This is a genomic window from bacterium, from assembly GCA_029210965.1.
Classification (GTDB): domain Bacteria; phylum BMS3Abin14; class BMS3Abin14; order BMS3Abin14; family BMS3Abin14; genus JALHUC01.
The window spans coordinates 52,528-70,148 of sequence record JARGFZ010000007.1 but is presented as its reverse complement, the minus strand read 5'-3'; the positions used below and the strand labels follow the sequence as shown (position 1 = coordinate 70,148).

Annotated in this window: 12 protein-coding genes; all 12 read right to left on the bottom strand. The window is 54.1% G+C overall.

All coding sequences use genetic code 11. The features are described 5' to 3' along the window. Positions 1 to 187: 187 nt before the first annotated feature. A complete protein-coding gene (aroB, locus tag P1S59_04790) occupies positions 188 to 1,255 on the bottom strand; it encodes a 3-dehydroquinate synthase (protein MDF1525570.1) in 1,068 nt (355 codons plus the stop codon). Positions 1,256 to 1,438: 183 nt separating this feature from the next. Continuing rightward, on the bottom strand, positions 1,439 to 2,596 hold the full coding sequence (aroC, locus tag P1S59_04785; GenBank protein ID MDF1525569.1) for a chorismate synthase: 1,158 nt from the start codon (positions 2,594 to 2,596) through the stop codon (positions 1,439 to 1,441). Between the two features lie 70 nt (positions 2,597 to 2,666). After that, positions 2,667 to 5,492: a type IV pilus secretin PilQ gene (gene pilQ, locus P1S59_04780; GenBank protein ID MDF1525568.1), complete on the bottom strand. Its 2,826-nt coding sequence runs from the start codon at positions 5,490 to 5,492 to the stop codon at positions 2,667 to 2,669. Continuing rightward, positions 5,492 to 6,031, bottom strand: a complete 540-nt coding sequence (locus P1S59_04775; GenBank protein ID MDF1525567.1) for a pilus assembly protein PilP — start codon at positions 6,029 to 6,031, stop codon at positions 5,492 to 5,494. Before P1S59_04775 ends, pilQ begins: the two co-directional genes overlap by 1 nt. A 2-nt stretch (positions 6,032 to 6,033) precedes the next feature. Continuing rightward, positions 6,034 to 6,615 carry a type 4a pilus biogenesis protein PilO gene (locus P1S59_04770; protein MDF1525566.1) on the bottom strand — a complete coding sequence of 194 codons (582 nt, stop codon included), beginning with the start codon at positions 6,613 to 6,615 and terminating at the stop codon, positions 6,034 to 6,036. Between the two features lie 25 nt (positions 6,616 to 6,640). Beyond that, a complete protein-coding gene (locus P1S59_04765) occupies positions 6,641 to 7,207 on the bottom strand; it encodes a PilN domain-containing protein (protein ID MDF1525565.1) in 567 nt (188 codons plus the stop codon). Beyond that, entirely contained in the window at positions 7,204 to 8,262 is a 1,059-nt protein-coding gene (gene pilM, locus P1S59_04760) for a type IV pilus assembly protein PilM (GenBank protein ID MDF1525564.1), read from the bottom strand. Before pilM ends, P1S59_04765 begins: the two co-directional genes overlap by 4 nt. A 12-nt stretch (positions 8,263 to 8,274) precedes the next feature. Then, positions 8,275 to 8,508 carry a helix-turn-helix transcriptional regulator gene (locus P1S59_04755; protein MDF1525563.1) on the bottom strand — a complete coding sequence of 78 codons (234 nt, stop codon included), beginning with the start codon at positions 8,506 to 8,508 and terminating at the stop codon, positions 8,275 to 8,277. Positions 8,509 to 8,819: 311 nt separating this feature from the next. After that, positions 8,820 to 10,508 carry a pilus assembly PilX N-terminal domain-containing protein gene (locus P1S59_04750; protein ID MDF1525562.1) on the bottom strand — a complete coding sequence of 563 codons (1,689 nt, stop codon included), beginning with the start codon at positions 10,506 to 10,508 and terminating at the stop codon, positions 8,820 to 8,822. Between the two features lie 23 nt (positions 10,509 to 10,531). Continuing rightward, entirely contained in the window at positions 10,532 to 16,189 is a 5,658-nt protein-coding gene (locus P1S59_04745; protein MDF1525561.1) for an Ig-like domain-containing protein, read from the bottom strand. Between the two features lie 50 nt (positions 16,190 to 16,239). Beyond that, entirely contained in the window at positions 16,240 to 16,797 is a 558-nt protein-coding gene (locus tag P1S59_04740) for a prepilin-type N-terminal cleavage/methylation domain-containing protein (GenBank protein ID MDF1525560.1), read from the bottom strand. Beyond that, positions 16,788 to 17,456 (bottom strand): prepilin-type N-terminal cleavage/methylation domain-containing protein, encoded by a 669-nt coding sequence (locus tag P1S59_04735; protein ID MDF1525559.1) that lies wholly within the window; start codon positions 17,454 to 17,456, stop codon positions 16,788 to 16,790. The genes P1S59_04740 and P1S59_04735 overlap by 10 nt, the downstream gene beginning before the upstream one ends. Positions 17,457 to 17,621: the final 165 nt, after the last annotated feature.

Genomic DNA, 17,621 nt, shown 5'->3' with positions numbered 1-17,621 from the left:
CAAGTCAAATGGTTAAGGGCCGTGATTGGTGATTCGTAATTCGAAAAAACAACGAATCAGCGAGACCTTACCGCTTTCCAGCTTCCACCACTTCCCATTTACTGATTACTGATTACTGATCTCTCCGACTACAAATCACGAGTCACGATATTACATCCCTAACCATTCACGATTCACAAATCACGAATCACGGAACTTTCAACGCCTCCACCAACACAGATGGATCCTCAAGGGAAACAAATTCGTGTTTGCCTATCTCCTTAATGAAAACACCAGATATTCTGTTGCCGGAACTCTTTTTGTCCTTAATTATGAACCTGTTAAGATCATGGGGAATTTCCACATCCGGGACCGGGATCCGGTCTAAAAGTTTAATGGCCCTTTGAAACTGATCGGAGGGGAGACCACACATTCTGGTCGAAAGGATGAGAGCTGCCCTCATCCCAAAGAGAACCGCCTCGCCGTGTCTGAGAACTCCATACCCAAGAGACGCTTCAACACCATGCCCCAGGGTATGGCCAAAATTCAGGGCCTTTCGCAAGCCGGCTTCCTTTTCATCCAGCTCCACTACATTCGCCTTCTGCCGGCACGCGGCAGCAACGGTCCTGGTGACATCCAGATCTCCGGAAGGTCCAAGATCCCCCACCGATTCCAGGTAGTCGAATAGTCCCGCATCCAACGCCAAAGCGATTTTCAGGATCTCTGCCAGGCCCGAATACCAGTCTCGCTCATCAAGAGTGCCCAGTACCGATATGTCAGCGAAAACGGCTTCCGGCTGGTAAAAGGTTCCGATCAGGTTTTTCCCCTCGGATATGTTAATCCCGGTTTTTCCACCAACACTGCTGTCCACCATGGAAAGCAGGGTTGTTGGAAGCTGGATAAGGCGGACTCCCCGAAGATATACGGAGGCGGCAAGACCTGCCAGATCACCAACCACACCACCACCCAGTGCCAATACCAGGGACCCGCGATCCATTCCGTTCCTTGCCATGTCCCTGCAGAGTGATTCCAGAAAGGGGAATGATTTACTTTGCTCGCCCTCAGGGAGAATAAAACGGAATGAGGGTTTGCCTGTCTTGTCCGTAAGCCCGAAAAACCTTTCACCGTAAAGTCGGTTCACCCGTTCATCGATGACGGTGATAGATGATGTAAAAGGATTTTTTTCAAGGTGGGGCAGCAGGCCTGACCAGGCCTTATCGCCTATGGTGATCGGATAGGATCTGTTTCCAAGGCCGACATGTATTGTTTCAGTCACCGCTTTTGCCCGATCCCTTGAAGCCAGCAAGATAATTTTGCTTGAAATTCATTGTTGGTGGATCTCCACTCTTGTGAAAAGTGAACTATGAAAAAAAACTGCATTAATTGGAAAAGGATAAAAATAATATCAACAATGTGTGCAGCTGTGATTATACCGTTCACTGTTCACTGTTCACCGTTTCTACAGTTTTTCAATGTAACTCTTATACGCCTCCAGATTTTGCAGCATCTCATCCATGGAGTCACCACCAAATTTTTCGCACATGTGCTTGGCCAGCACAAAGGCAACCATAGATTCACCAATAACGCATGCTGCAGGAACAGCTGTGACATCGGAGCGTTCCACTGCGGCATCAACTTTCCTCTTACTCAGGAAATGAACAGATCCCAGGGGCGACATCAGGGTCGGTATGGGCTTCATGGCAGCTGAGAGGATCACTGTTTCCCCATTGGTGATCCCCCCTTCGATACCTCCGGCATTGTTCGTCTCACGATAAAATCCTCTGGTCTTATCGTAAAAAATAGCGTCGTGGACGGCTGAACCGGGCAGTTGGGCAGCTCGAAACCCAGATCCGATCTGAACGCCTTTAATGGCAGGAATACTCATAACTGCAGAGGCCAGATCAGAATCCAGACGTCGGTCCCAGTGAACGTGACTACCCAACCCCACCGGAACATCAAAGGCTTTTATCTCGAAAACACCACCTAAGGTCTCACCATCTTCCATCGCTTTATCGATAAGTTTTACCATTTCCCTCTCGGCGGATTTGTCCAGGCATCGTACCGGCGAGGTTTCCGCAATAGCTCCCTCTCTGTGCCTTTTAAATTCCGCGGTTGAAGGGGATGATCCTCCAATGGACACAACATGTCCGCCGATGGTTACCCCGCACCGTTCCAACAGGGCCTTTACCACGGCTCCCACGGCCACCCTGGCAGCCGTCTCTCTCGCACTGGCTCTTTCAAGGATATTCCTGAAATCTTTATGTCCGTACTTTATACCTCCGGCAAGATCTGCGTGACCGGGCCGGGGACTGGAAACCGATCGGGCATCACGATTTCTCCCCTCGGGTCCCATCGTATTCTGCCAATTATCCCAATCCCGATTTTTTATGCGCATTGCCAGGGGGCTGCCTAAAGTCCTTCCTCCCCGCATCCCGGAAAAAAATTCCACCTTGTCGCTCTCGATTTCCATCCGTTTTCCACGTCCATAACCTTTCTGCCTTCTTGCAAGCTCTAGATTAATCTGACCGGAACTCACCTCCAGGCCCGCAGGAAGCCCTTCAAGAATGGCAATGAGCGATTCGCCATGGGATTCACCTGCCGTCAGGAATCGAAGCATGTCTCATATCCTCCTAAAAAAAACGCATCCGCCCCTATCGGCGGATGCGTTTGTCGCTGTTGTGGGTCTTTTAACCTTCGACGATGGTGGCGTTGATAAAAATGAGAAGCTCATCTCTATTGTTTGAGGTGTTCTTGTTCTTGAACAACCACCCGAGAACAGGGATCTTGGAGAAAAACGGTACGCTGCTGTTGCTTTGCCCCTCGTTCTCGGTATAGAGACCGCCGATGACTGCCGTTCCGTGATTTTTCAGAATAATCTTGGTTTCCAGCTTGTGCTTGTTCACACCGGTGAAAATGTTGTCATCAAAGACAGCCTGCTGTCCCTTGCTGTCCTTCTCCACCAGAACCTCCATGAAGATATCATCACTGCTCGTTACCTGGGGAGTTATTTTCAGTTTGGTCCATATGTCCGGGAAGGAAACTTCGGTTGTCGTGGTCGACCCCTCATCACTTACCTCAGTAGATGTTCGGTTTTCAGGGAAGGGGTTGTTCACCTCAATATTGGCCGTTTCGTTCTGGATGACGAGCAGGGACGGACTTGAAATGATTCGTCCGTTGTTCGTCTGCTCCAGAGCACTTAGCCTGAGGTCCAAGTTGGTGAAATTATTGATGTTGCCAAAGGTGAACCCGAGGACAGTATTGGCGTTTGATGCAGGCATGTTGACGAGAGCGCCTGAAAAACCGGTACTGGATGTACCCGATTCACCGAAGATCTGGGTTCCGGCCCCATCGTCGTGGACCCCTCCCCACTGAATACCGAGGTTCTTCACGTAGCCCTCATCAACGATGACGATCCTGGCTTCGATCCTTACCTGAGGCGTTGGAACATCCAACTCTCCCACCAGATCTTTGATCTTTTTAACATTCTCCTCGATGTCCTTTACAATAAGGGAGTTGGTCCTCTTGTCGGTTGTGATGGATCCCCTGGCACTGAGGAAAGAGTTTAATTGGCTCACCAGATCCTCGGCCTTGGAGTAGCTGATTGGCACGATCTCAAGGATCAGGTTCTCCATCTTAACTTCAGCCTCCTTGGCTTTGAGTTCAGCAATCCTTTCACCTTCCAGGATTGCCCGCGGGGCGATTCGCACTACGTTACCTTCCCGAACCTGTCCCAGGCCCTTGGTTTTAAGGATGATATCAAGAGCCTGGTCCCATGGAACATCCTGCATGCGCATGCTGATCTTTCCGCCCACACCTTCCGCCGTGATAATATTGAGTCCGCTAACCTCTGCTATGAGTCTCAGCACGTTGAGCAGGTCGGCGTTCTGAAAATCAAGGGTGATCCGTTCCCCTGTGTATTGCGGTCCCACTTCCCTGGGGACCGCAATGTCCTCTACCACCATCTTCTCGGTAGCAGAAGCGGTAGCTGCGGCCGGCACCAGAGCCGGTGACACGGGTGTCTGAATAAGAGCAACTGCTTCCGGCTGGACTTTCTGAGCGATTGACTGGGCCATCGGTACCGCCGCAGGAGCCGTCAGGGACACAGTAAGGGTCCCGCCGGTCTGATCCACCTCGTAGGTAGTGCCTGGGATAAAGGTCAGGCTTATTCTGCCGCCTCCGCCGCCCCTTGGGTTATAGGAACTCATCGATTGAAGTGCCCCATCCATATCCCTGGTATCCTGACTCCTGACCAGATCCCTGGAGAGAGCTACATCTCTGAGATCAATGAGAAGATGGCTCGCATCCGGTTGGGAGATCTCGTATTCGACGGGAGGATCCGAGATGACCAGGACAGCACCGCCTGAGACTTCGGCCCGATACCGGATTTCGGACACTCCGCTATCAGATTGGGCCACCGCTCCGGCCACGGCAGTAGCAGGCGCGGGTTCGAGACTTTCCTCAGACTTGTCGGCCATAGCCACCTGGGCGGAGGCGGAAACCTCGGTGAAGGAGGATGCGGGTTCCGGCTCGAATTCGGGCTGAGCAGCTGCGGCCTCAATCTGCTGGACCGGGACAACTCCCTCGCCAATTCGCAGTACCAGCCCGGATCCCGCAGATTCCACAAAATAGGGAGGTATTTGGTCACCCTCCATGTCAAAAACGAAACGCAGCTTGTTTTGATCGTAATGTTCACCCACCCGAATATTGGTTACACCACCCATTTCAACCGGGATCCTGCTTGGTGCGAACCCCTTTGCCACATTCTGAACGTCAAGCACAAGACGGGTCGGGTCTGAAAGTTCCATAGTCAGGTACTCTGAAACGCTACCATCAGCAACGAATTCAACGGTCAACCCGTCGCCAGCCTCTACAAAAAGGACACTGTTAATGAACCCGGCCGGAGGCAGATCCTCCTGAACCTGAGCGGCAGCGGTTCCTTCTGCCATAATTTCACCCTGGGCATCCGTAGTTTCCCCTCCGGGGGTCAGTTCCAGCTCCACCACTTCTACAGGCGGTTTATCGGAGACCGGTTGTGCCGGGAGCATTTCATCAGCCTGGGGGGTCTCTTCCGAAACCGTAACAGGCTTGAGGAAATCGATAATTATGGTGTTATCAGCCCTTGAAGTTTCATAGTCCCACAACTCCACCAGGGAGACTTCGAGGCGGCCGATACGCCCGGCATCCTCGTACAACTGGATGGGGCTGACAGTGGCAACGTTCCCAAGGTCCACCGTGATCAGTTCACCGAGACCGGTTATGTCGGTATCAGCCAGATCAACGATAAGCCTCAACGGTTCTGAAAGTCTGAACACCGTGTAAGCGAGGGTTGCCGTACCCTCAATGTTCAGTCGAACCCTGTCCGGCAGTTCCTCACCTGTCACCGAGGTGACACTGGCCAAGGCTGCTTCTTCCACGGAGGAGCGCATCTGGCTCTTGGGAGCAGCACACCCGCTTGCGACCAGGGCGAAGACCGCCAGAAGAACCCACGGCAGTTTTGCGATAAAACGCTTCATCACAGATTCTCCCCTTCTTTTTCGCGTAACCTGAGAACCGTTTCCTGCTTGAACGCCCTTCCCAGGTAATCCTCAAACTGTTCCTCTACGATAATTTCGTCCGAGTTCATCCTGACAACCTTACCCTTGTGCCGGCCCATTAGTGTTCCAATCGCAATAATATGAGCCTTCCCATCGGGAGTAATGACGTGGGCTACCGATTTCCTGCTGCTGATAATGATACTCTCCACCTTCATATCAGTGACCGGAATTCTCTGGAGCGGTGTCAACTGCTCTTCAGGAATCCCTTCCGCCACCAATTTCTTGACTCTCAGGAGTGAGCCAAAGGGGTTTCTGCCCGACACTTCGTAGCCAAAGGCCGAAACCTGATCCTCAGCTGCGACTGTCGCAGTTGCCGCAGGCGCCGCTTTTTTGGGCGTCACAGCTAACGGAGCCAGCGGCTTCGATGGGGGCGCCTTTTTACTGCAGGCTGACCCCGCAACCATGACCCCTGTCAGGAAAATCAGGAGGACAGGGAGTGAGAAGTTCCTAAAACTCATGATCATCCCCCCTTCTCGACGTATCTGTAAGTCGTGGCAAGGGCACTGATGTCCAGGACGATAACTCCGCTGCGCTCATCTTCCTTGGCGTTGCCCATGGTGATATCGCTGACATTGATGATCCTCGGCAGCCTGCTAAGTGCATCGAGGAAAAGTCCTACCTCGTGATAACCGCCTTTTACCTTGATCGCTATAGGAACCTCGGCATAAAAACCCTGATCAACATCGTTCTGCGGTTTGATATAAATAACCTCAAGGCCGTTTAGAGCACCCAGGTTGCTGATCTTCTCCAGCAGGTCGGGGATCTCCCTTTTGTTTGGCAGTTCCTGAACGACCTTGCCCAACTGCTGGTTAAGTTTCTGGACCTCCTCCTTGAACCTCGGGAGGTTTCTGGCAATGGCCTCATTTTCATTGAGTTTGGCCTGTTTATTGCTCAGGTCGTTCCTGAGCCTGTCGATCGTTCTTGCCTTCCCTTTATAGGCCAGCTGCCAGTAAAGCCCGAAAACCAGGACTACGGATACCAGCACCAGAAGGATCTTTTTGGCCGGGGAAAGGTTGGCGATTGTTTGTGCATCGATAGCCATGTCCTGAATCCTCCCTGGTGTGGGATTACCCTTTCCCGCCAGCGGGAACAACCATCAGCCTGAGACTGAAGTCGTTCACTTTCATTTTCCTGTCACCAACCGATTGTTCCTTCTGGCTCGTCTGGTCGAGCCTGATGTCTTCAAAATAAACGGAAGATTCCAGGTTTCTCATGAAACCGGCAATATCATCGGTGGACAGGGATTTGCCCCGCAGCACCAGAGTATCGCCCTTCTGCTGATAGTATTCGAGCCAGACCTGGCTCGGCAGAGCTTTGTTGAGTTCATCCATGTAATGGATCTGAACCTGTCGAAAGGTCTTGAGCTTATCGATAACGGCGATCTTGCCTTCCAGGATCTTTTTGTCCGCCTTGAACTTTTCCACTTCCTTGACGATCTTGCTCAGCCGGGTTATGTCCTGCTCGGCCTGGGTGATGTGAATCCTCAGGTCTTTTATTTTGGCGTTGGTTGTAGCGTGCCAGTAATAGACCCCGATGACAGCAAGGATCATTATGAGTGCGAAGAACATCTGTTCCTGCCTGGCACCCAGGCGGCGCCGTTCTTCACGGACCGGTAAAAGATTGATCTTTATCATCGGTCATGCGCCTTTCTTATGGCCAGTCCCACACCTATACCCAGCATCGGGGCCATATCCGCGATCAGATCCGGGTCAAACTTCTTCCGGTTGACAGTTATGGCCTCCAGGGGGTTAACCATTTCTACCTGGATCCCCAACCGCTGCTCCATCGCCTTGACCACACTTTCGACCTTTGCACCGCCGCCGCACAAGGAAACGCGGCTGATCTGAATGTCCGGGTTGGATGAGTTGAAGAAGTCCAGGGATCTCTGTATCTCCTGGGCCAGGTTGCCGGAGATGGTGACCATGATCGCTTCCACATCAGCGGCACCCTTCTCTCCCACCGATTCGCCTTTCTTGAGAAGTTCCGCCTCGTCGTAACTGACCTGCAGCTGTTTCTGGATAGACTCGGTGTACTGGTTGCCCCCTACCGAAACGTCCCGTGTGAAGATAGAAACTCCATCCCTGATAATATTGATGTTCGTCGTTGAAGCACCCACGTTCACCAGTGCCACAACATCTTCGGGGTTCATGACATAGTTGGTCTCGTACATGTTCTGCAGGGCGAAGGCATCCACATCCACCACTATGGGGTTGAGGCCGGCATCTGAGACGACGGTGGTGATATCGTTTATAACGTCTTTCTTCACCACCACCAGGAGGACCTCCATCTTGCCTTCCCCCTCCACCGTTCCCATAATGACAAAGTCCATGTTGACCTCAGAGGCATCAAAGGGAACGTACTGCTCGGCCTCGAACTGGATGTTCTTCTCCAGCTCCTCTTCGGTCATCTCCTGTATTTTGATCTTCTTGATAATGACTGAGTGACCAGACACGGATACTGCAACGTCCTTCACCTTGAGCTTCATCTCACGGACCATGTCCCTCAGAGTATCACTGATGACACCGGCATCCATAATGGCCCCGTCAACGATGACCTCCTGAGGAAGAGGCCGTATGCCCATGTTCAGGAGGCGATACCCCTTGCCCGTCTCCTTGAGCAGGACGATCTTGATGGAACTGGAGCCTATGTCCAGACCGGCTATAGCTTTCGAACCGCCAATCAGTGCCATCTATCTCCTCCCCTATTCGAGGAAAACTGTGTTGCGTTCGTCCAGGGTCAGGCCCAGAGCCTTGATGATCTTCCTCATGGTCTCCATACGGCACGGATGCCCCTTCTCCACCCTGTCGATGGTAGGGATGGAAAGATCGGCCGCCTTGGCAAGCTCTGACTTGGACATCAGTTTGGCTTCCCTGATGTTCCGGACGTTGTTGGGTTTGAGGTTGGATTTAAGCTGCACCTTTTTCCCCTTTTTCATAGTCTTCCCCAAGTGAACATTGAAGACAAATTTTGCTAAGTTTTGCTAAGTTTCACAAAATTTATACAAATTATGAAAAAAAATACAACGTTTGTCAAGGGGAAAAAATAAAAAATGTTGCTTTTTTAACAGGTTGCAGTGGTAACTTAAACAATTTCCACAAGACTTGGTATTTAACTACCCGTTTGAATACAATATTTTGTGGAAAACAGGAAAACCACCAAATGGTGGTTTTCCTCTATGTAATCGTGAGTCAGCTCTTTTTTTCGATTCTCTTCTGGCTACTGGCTACAGGATTCTGGCTCCTGCCTTTAATACACTCTCCTCCACTCTCGGCTGGTAAGCTTCACGATGGTCTGTCCGCCGGGCACCCCCGGGGGTAGGTAGTTCTTGAGGTTGGGAACCTGGTACACATCCGGCACCTGGGAGAAGTTCACCAGACCGCCAATAATCGTACCGGCAAACTTGGATTGTTTGTTAAAGTTCACCTGCCCTTCGGCGAAATAGAACCCGGCGTGGATATTGTCGTTCTTTCCGGTAAAGGTGATGTCCCCCGGCGTTACAACTCCGAGGCTGTTGATGTCATCCACTCCCGTGACCCCCTTGAGGTAGCCCTTGCTGGGATCGGGGCTGAAGCCGCCTCGGATTTCCAAATCTCCGCTGCAATAGAGGGTGCCTCCATCGGCCTGGCTGAACCCTCCCGAGTTGTCGCCGTAAACCTCGTAGGTAATGTCATCGTTCCCGTTAGACTGGCCAAACTTAAGGTCCCCGAGAATGACCACGTTGCCCTTGATGGTGAGGGTATCAGTAGCGTCGTCGAAATACATCCCGTTGCCGGCCCCGTCATCGTAGGTCAGGTTCCCGGTAGAGCCATCGATAACCGCAGGGGACCCGAAATCACTGGCGTTGATAACCATGCCGGAACTGGAAAGGGAAGATGCGCACCCCGTGCCGCTGACCCAGTCGGCGTAGATGGAGGTGGCTATGGCCGCGTCGTTGGCTCCCGACTTGGCGGCGATGCAGGTATCCAGGTTCAGGCTATTGTCGTCAAAGATCTCCCTGATCCCGTCATAGATGCTGGGCAGGGGAACGTCGGGGACCTCGCTGGTGTGTTCGTCGTAATAGTGGGTCCCAACGGCATCGATGTTGGTAGCGCCGTCCACATAGATACCCTCTATGCGGTTGTCGGTGCCGGCGTATCCGATCTGGGCTGAGGTCGATTCTATGTTGAGGTCACCCCCCTTGACCCGGACCTTTGTATCCAGGTCCGTAACGGCCGGCAGCATGTCGTAAAGAGCATCCCCGGGTGCAAGGGGATGGTGCCCCGTGGTGTAGTTGTTGGTGACCTGGACGTTGGCACCCACGTCCAGGGTCCCTCTCGAGTAAATGGATCCAGCAAGGTTGACACTACCCTGGAAGTGGCCTGAAACCCCCGCCCCGGTGAAGATAGCGTTGTTGTAAGGGGACATATCCTCCACCGCAAGGTGGTATTCTATGGCAGCCATTCCGCCGTTGCCGTAGGCGTTGGACATCACGTAAGCCTCGCTTGAACCTACCTTATAGATATAAAGGTCGAAGGTGAGGTTGTTCACTCCGTGACCGCCCGAGAGGGTCAGTTTTTTAAGGTTCGCATCGGGGCTCGAGATGTACATATCCAGGGAACGCACGTCGGGGTCGAAGGTGGTGGACCCGCTCACCGCTGACTCTGTGACCGTCTCGGCCCAGCCTACGTAGTTCGCGTTGCCCCATGCGGACCCGCCCTCGGTATCGAAGTCCTCGATGAGCATGAGGAGACCCCTCTCCAGTCCGGCCTCCGCCGCGTAAAATACCTGGGAGGAGATCTTCTGGTTCTGGGCCATTTTGATCTCTACAATGGCGGTGTTAAGTACCATGGTTCCCAGAACGGTGAGCACCGTGATGAGGAACAGGGACAGGACAAGGGCGGTGCCCCGCTGACCTCTGGACGCCTCATGACCGTGATTTATCTGAATAGTATTCATCGCCATTGCTCCTTTGGTAAGCCCTACTCCAGAGATTCCATCCACCCGTACCATGGTTTCCAGTTAATCGAACCGAAGTTACGTACACCCCAGTATTTTGAAACTCGTCTGAACTGAACAGTAATCGGGTCGCTGTTGGAAATATCTGCGGGCGGTGTAAAGCTGAACTTGCCCAACGAATCGGTGGCGACCCTGTAAATAGTCGACATCGTGCTGGAACTGGTGTCGGTCCAACTCATTTCGATGGTGAGAGTCTCACTCGCCGCCGGTTGCCCGCTATTAAAGATAACCTCCCCCGACAGTGCCAAAGCGTAAGCGGGTAAACCGTTGGGTGTCAGGTCGTGGGTAAGGTTCGTCAGCAGGCGTTCCTGGTTGAGGGGCTGGAACCCCGTGTACCAGGGCGCGTAGAGAACTGTATAACCGGGATTCCCGACAGGATCCACCTCATATGGCTGGGGGGAACCCAGGAACATGGGGTGGAAAAGAGCGTAGATAACAGGCGCACTCGCATCGTAGAACCCCACGCTTCCCAGTTCCTTGGCCGTGTATAATACAGCCCCATCATCAGACGAGAGGGTCGGCAGGTCCCCCATGAGGTCGGTGGTCGCCACGGTGTTGTAGGTAGAGTCAAGGGTGTACGCGAAGCCATCCCAGGACCTGTGGAAGAAGGTCACTGTCACATCGTGACCGCCCACCGTGCCGTTGCAGTCCCGGATGGTCCCGTCGCTAAGCAGGGCATAGATGCCATCATTTGAGGGCGGAATATCCTCGAAAGAAACTACCGGATAGGCCGCGCTGGGCGGGACCAGGTAGGTGAAGTTCTCCACCACGAACCTGGTGGTTCCCATGGACGATGATTTGTTCCCCGCCCAGTCTGTGGCGTAGGCAAAGACATCGTATACACCTGGCGTTACGGTACAGCTGCTAATGGAATAGGATTTGGCGAAGATCCTCTTCATGCTATCCGCCGGGAAACTGTAGCTCACGGTGTTCAGAACAGAACCGGAGGGTGTGTCGGCCGTGCCCGGATCATCACCCGCGTTGACGAAACGGTGTTCGACCGTCCTGAGGAACCCGCTCTGGTCACTGGCCGCCATGCTCACATTAACAAGACCGTGCAATAGCGGCACAGTCCACCCGGACAACGGTTCAACAGTGGTGAACTGTGCATTGATAATGGGATTGTTGATAAAGGGTGTGGAGTTGTCCAGGTACAGGACCTTGAAGGGCGCCGAGTCGGTGGTGTTGCCCGCCGAATCCATGACGCCGGCCGCCAGAACGTAGCTCCCGGTGGGGTAGGCGGTGGTGGGCCACAGGTCTGTGAAGGCTCCTGCTGCCGCGCTCTGGTAACTCTCCAGTGGCAGGTACTGCGTGCCGTCGGGAGGACCGGCCATAGTGTACGGATCGTTGTAGTACCATGCCGTAAAGGCGCCAATGGAGGAGCCGAGGTTCCCGTCCGTGACGCCGGCCTGCAGCGTGACGTCCCCCCTGATGAACCCGTCGAAGGTGAGGGAACCCATGGTAAAGGACTGGTTGACCATGGGGATGACGTCAAGAGTGTCCACCGTGGGCTTTTTCGTATCGAGCCTGACGGTGAAGGCCTGGGAAGCCAGGTTCGCGGGGCTTGCCACATCGCTGGCTTCGATGGTGATGGTGAGGATGCCTTCCACGTTGTCGCAGGAAGAGATACCATAGGGAAGAGTGTTGGTGTAGGTGTCGCTTCCAGCCGGCTGCTCCGACATATTGAGGGGTCCATCTGAGCAGGCGCCCGAGAAGGTAGCCGTCACGGTGGAGTCGGCCACGGCGTTGGTGTCGGTTATTCTTGCCTGGATGTTGAGGGGGAAATCGGCCGCGCCTATCCAGGGCAGGTCAAAGGGTGAACCGATGCTGATCACCGCAGGGGTCCGGTCCACGATGAAATCGAGAGCCGTTGTCTCGTAGTAACCAAGACCGGTATCCCTGATCACAGCGATGAGATCGACCGTCCCGTCCGACGGGAAAGCGACTATGTCGGTTAGGTCTACAGTATGGTTAAATATCCCCCCGCTCGCACTAACGGTCCAGGTCATTGCTGGCACGCTATTGACGTTGAGCAGCAGTTCGTATGTACCACTCTGGGCGGCCAGGCTGCCCACCTCTATCTGGACGACCACATCCTGGCTCCAGATGGAGTTGAAAGACGGGTCGTTGAACCAGATGGGGCTCAGGTTGTTTGCCACCGTCACGCCCACAAGATCGCTTGTTGCCTCATTGAGGCTGGTGTCGAAGGCCTTGGCCGTGAGGATGTGGCTGCCGTCCAACCAGTAAGGGGTGCTCCCTATTGCTGTCGTCCAGATGAAACTGTTTGTGCCGGTAAGGTCAGCACCAACAATGGAATCGACGAAGCGTCCGTTGATGTAAAGTTCAACCCTGCTGATGCCCCCCGCTGGGTTTGCCACATCGCTGACGTTTACATCCACCGTCACCGCACCGGACACCGTGGCGCCATCGGCAGGCGCTGTGATGGTGACCTGGGGCGGGTCGAAGTCCTTCATGAAGAAGGAGAGGGTCATGGCGTAGCTCCCGACCACATTGTACTCCAGGGTGACGTATCGCGGTGTGGTGGGTGTGGCAAGGATATCGTCGGCGTCAGCAACATCGCTCTGGGCCACCGAGAAGTGCTTGTTTCCGTAGAGAATGTCGTCGGGCACCATGATGCCGGTGTCACCCTCTTCCCTCAGGACCAGCATGTCGGTGTCAGCGCCCGAATCCATAGTGATCTGGACGGTATCGGTGTTAATGCTGCCGTCTCCTGCCAGGAAGGGCAGTGAGAGTTCAGGCCGCAGCTTGTCGCCGTAGGCAACCTCCACCTGTAACGGGCCAGCTGGCGGCAGGATCTCCTCATCAGGAGACCCCACTTTATAGATCCTGAAGACGTCGGCCCCCGGTGTGTTGATCGTCCACGTATCCGTGTCGCCGGGGTTGTCCTTGTCGACGTAGGTCATGGAGATGGTATCGCCGTCGCGGGTCTGAAGGATGCCGTCATCTTTTTGCACAGTCGTCGCCACGGAAGAATAGAACGCAGTCTCCAGGGTCTTGAGAAAATAGGGGGAGTTTTCGTCAATGTACTCGGTAAGGCCCACGACCTCGACGTCCTGCGTGATCTGACTCTCGATCGTCACCTTAACATCGTAAGGGAAGGAGAAGGAATCACGGGAATTGGGGTCCTCGTTCTCATCATAGTCGAAGATCCTCAGGAAGAGGTCATAACCCGGCTTGAAGGTCGTAATGGCCTGGTCCGGGTTCGTACCGATCTTCGTGGTGTACAGGTTGTCCTGGTAGAACCCGCTGTCGCTCTGGGGATGGTTCGTTTCCAAATGACCTAAAACGATACTGCCCGAATAGAAAGCGCCTTCTATGTCCGCCTCCGCCGTTACGGTAACAGAGTCGTCCCAATCAGCCGTTCCGGGATAGACGTCCACCTGAGCGATACCCGCAACGTTAACGGTTACCGTCTTGGTAATGTCATTAAAAGGCGCCAGGGGGCTGAAGGAGTCGTTGCCATTCGTATCGCCTGCCAGCGTGTACTGCATAGAGAACGGAGCCATCGAACCGGGAATCAGGTTCGTGCAGTACTGCTTCACCGGATCGTACTGCAGGATAGAAGACTGGACAGTCACATAATCGCCTGTATTGCCCGCCTGGAGGGTCTTGCCAATGGGGATCTTGTCCATGAGAACAAAGGGACCGGCGAGGGGATCGGAAGACCTGGTCGTCAGAAGAGCGAAGGAGATCGTCTCGCTCTGGGTCGAGGGGTTGGCAATGGCCGATGTGCTGATCGTGATCGTCTCGCTCAGCTGCTCGAGGCCGCAGCCGATGTTGGATTCCCACGCGAAGCTATAGCTGCCGTCCCCGTTGTCGATCAGAGACGACAGTGTGCCCTTGGATGAGGAGTGGTTGATGCTCAGGCTCTTATACACACGGTTGCCGCATTCGTCTTCGACGTGGAAGGTAACTCCCACTTCCTGACCGTCTACACGCTCGATAGTGAAACTGCTGCCGGAGTTGCCCCCCAGTTGAGTCGCGCGGTCCGGAACGGTTGCGGCAAACTGGAAGATATTCGCCTGGGTGATGTCCACGATGGAGTCGATGACGATATCGTGGGGCTGGGCCGCGATAAGGTCCACATCCACGTTGGGTGTAAAGGAACCCCACTGGGCGCTCAGGGTTGCCGTGTACACAGCGGCCGCCGTGCCCATGGTATCGGGTGGTATAAAGGTGGCGCTGTAGGTGCCGTCTCCATTATCCACCTCGTTGACAAAACTGCCCCCGAACCCTCCGTCGCTCCAGGCGATGGTCTCACCGGGAATGCCGTTTCCGCAGTCATCATTGAGGCGCGCTCCCAGAATAACCCGCTCGTTGCCCACGGAGGAACACATGGCCACCTGGCCCGGTGTTGCAAGTGTAATGGACGAACCGCTGTTGTCCACATAATCCACCGACAGACCGCCAGGCATGGTAGCAGAGGTGCTGAATACGGATGCAGGGTTAGCCGCGACAATGATCTCATGTTCACCCTCGTAGCTCATCTGGGTGCAGAGTCCGTCCGAATAGGCGAACCGGAGTTTCACGTGGGTCCCCGTAGAAACGTTTGACAGGTCGTTGGCGGCAACATACCGGGTCTCCCCGTTTAATATGGTGTTGTTCACGGTATAGGGGTCGGCGGAGTCATACATGTTGTAGGGCGTGCCATCATCGGCCACAGCGTAAACGTAAGTGACCTGGTTGGAGCTGGTATTGAGGTTGCCGTCCTTGTCGTAGGCCTGGATAGTGACGTAGGGGTTGTCGTCAAAGGTGTTGTTGGCCGGGTCGGGACGGAAGTTGACCGCATAATAATTCTTGTCGGGGCAGGCCGCGTAGCTGTTATAAGGACCATTGACAGAGTTAATCAGATATCCGCAGGAGCCCACAACGATCTGACCACCCTGGAGGGTAACGTCCTCGATGTTCCTTGCCCTCAGGTCCAGGACCGCCCTGCGCTTGCGGAAGTTGGGGTTGGGCCCGCCGTTGGGATCGGTGTACATCCAGTCGGGGTTGGAGGTCCTGGCCGTGACCCTGGCCTTGACCCGCTGGACCATCAGGAGACTTACGTCGTTCTCGGGCAGTCCAGGGGAGCACACGGCAGTGCTGAGCTCATCGGCGCAAAGGGGACTCGAGATAGGGGTGTCAACGATGCCGTTGAGAATATTGTAGTAGGAGATAGCCATGGACTCGATGTCGGAGGCCATGACTGTCAGATCCATGTTTTCCACAAAGCTCTCGTCGGCACCCGCTGCCCTGCGGATGGTGTTGGTGGAAGGATCGAACTGATATCTCACGTACTGGATCGTTGATCCCGAGTTGGGGATATTGGCCTTGAAAATGATGTCCGACTGACCCGCCTTGATCACGGCTAAGCCGGGAACCTGGTAGCCGAGCCAGGACAACTCCTGGTTGATGTACTCCACGGTGGCCCTCAGGTTCTCCTGCATGGAGGCGATCTGTTCCTGGTTCCTGAAGAACCTGTCCTGGGAGCTGAAGACATTGTAGACCACGGACATGATCAGCCCCATGAGCAGGAGAGAGATCATGAGCTCAATGAGGGTGAACCCTCTCTGCCCATGAGCGCCTCTTCGGAAACGGTTCAGTGTAGTCGGCAGCATCTTTCCATCCTCCATCAACAAGAGAGCCTCAGTTAGCGATCTGATCCGTCCTACTGGAAATATTCCATATCCTTGAGACCGATCTGGGTCTCCATGTCCACGTGTTTCTCCACACCCCGGGAGGTCCAGCTGACCCGGATCCGGATCGTTTTGAAACCGGCAATGGGAAAGTCGTGAACCACGTTCCATGACCTGGTGTAGAGATCTCCCCCGGAAGTGGAATCCGCGCTCTCGTTAAAAGGACCCTCAGTGAAATCGGGGGTGGACCAGTCAGCCAGATCGTTGGTGGTATCGGTATCATTCAAACCCACGATGGCGCCTTCCTGAACAGAGTAGGCACCGATCCTCTTTAACTCCTCCATCTTGGAGCGGGCCAGGTTCACAGCAGCGCTGTTTTGCCGGGAAGCCGCGTTCCCGAAACCTGACTGCATCTGGAGTTTCATGATCCCCAGAATGCCGATGGCCAGAATGGTCATGGCGATGATCAGTTCCAGGAGGCCGAACCCGTCTCTGGATCCAGGGGTTAACCCTTTAACCATCAGCCTGCACAGCCTGTGAAATAGGTAATGCTTGCCTGATTTGGTATCTTCGTAATTCGTCATTGCCATACCCCACCGCTCCATCGAGATACCTTCACTCGCCCCGTGATCTGAACAGATACCGCATACCCCTCACCCAGGCTGTTCTTCAGGTAGATGACAGCTGGAGTAGGAGCGGTCATGGAACTTTGCAGGTTTATGACCGGGACACCAGTGGGCCTGTAGCCAAAATACCCGCCTTGGGTACCCCCGGCATAGGTGCCCACTGCATGGGTCGTAATAAAGTTACCGGCCCCCGGGAAGGCTGTGCCGTCCGGTCCCGCCCCGGAGGTGAAACCATCGGGAAAGCCGAAGCTGACGTTGACCGGCAGTTTGAAACAGGGGGTGGAACCCACGATGTCAGGAAGGTCGATACCTGCAGCGTTATAGTCAGCCGGGTTGTCTGCGGTGTTGTAGGGCGCTTCGTCAACGAACCCCGTGAAATAGTGGCTGCCCGCCGTGTCGTAGTTGACATTTATCCAGGCCATCTTGTTTGTGGCCACAGCTCTTACCTTAAGGTACTGCAATGTGGCAGCGACCTTGTTGGCGGTTGCCCTGAGGCGGTACTTGGGAAGGTCCCCCAGAAGGTTGTAGACAGCTATAGAGGTGATGATGAGACTGATGGAAACAGCCAGCATCAACTCCACCAGCGTAAATCCCTTTTCATTTTTGGAAAACCGATTCTTCATGTTTCCTCCATGCCACTGGTAAAGCAAGAGCCGTACCATGGATAACCCACCTTTAATAAAGGATATTTACGCCAAGCCAAACTTTAATGACGCACTTTTTTCATAGCAAGCGAATAACTATTACGTGAACAGTGAACCGTGATCCGTTTATTCTGCGTTCTACAT

Excerpts from the sequence above, each read along its gene's own strand:
- aroC (MDF1525569.1), bottom strand. The coding sequence starts at position 2,596 with ATGCTTCGATTCCTGACGGCAGGTGAATCCCATGGCGAATCGCTCATT.
- pilQ (MDF1525568.1), bottom strand. The coding sequence starts at position 5,492 with ATGAAGCGTTTTATCGCAAAACTGCCGTGGGTTCTTCTGGCGGTCTTC.
- P1S59_04775 (MDF1525567.1), bottom strand. The coding sequence starts at position 6,031 with ATGAGTTTTAGGAACTTCTCACTCCCTGTCCTCCTGATTTTCCTGACA.
- P1S59_04770 (MDF1525566.1), bottom strand. The coding sequence starts at position 6,615 with ATGGCTATCGATGCACAAACAATCGCCAACCTTTCCCCGGCCAAAAAG.
- P1S59_04765 (MDF1525565.1), bottom strand. The coding sequence starts at position 7,207 with ATGATAAAGATCAATCTTTTACCGGTCCGTGAAGAACGGCGCCGCCTG.
- pilM (MDF1525564.1), bottom strand. The coding sequence starts at position 8,262 with ATGGCACTGATTGGCGGTTCGAAAGCTATAGCCGGTCTGGACATAGGC.
- P1S59_04755 (MDF1525563.1), bottom strand. The coding sequence starts at position 8,508 with ATGAAAAAGGGGAAAAAGGTGCAGCTTAAATCCAACCTCAAACCCAAC.
- P1S59_04750 (MDF1525562.1), bottom strand. The coding sequence starts at position 10,508 with ATGAATACTATTCAGATAAATCACGGTCATGAGGCGTCCAGAGGTCAG.
- P1S59_04745 (MDF1525561.1), bottom strand. The coding sequence starts at position 16,189 with ATGCTGCCGACTACACTGAACCGTTTCCGAAGAGGCGCTCATGGGCAG.
- P1S59_04740 (MDF1525560.1), bottom strand. The coding sequence starts at position 16,797 with ATGGCAATGACGAATTACGAAGATACCAAATCAGGCAAGCATTACCTA.
- P1S59_04735 (MDF1525559.1), bottom strand. The coding sequence starts at position 17,456 with ATGAAGAATCGGTTTTCCAAAAATGAAAAGGGATTTACGCTGGTGGAG.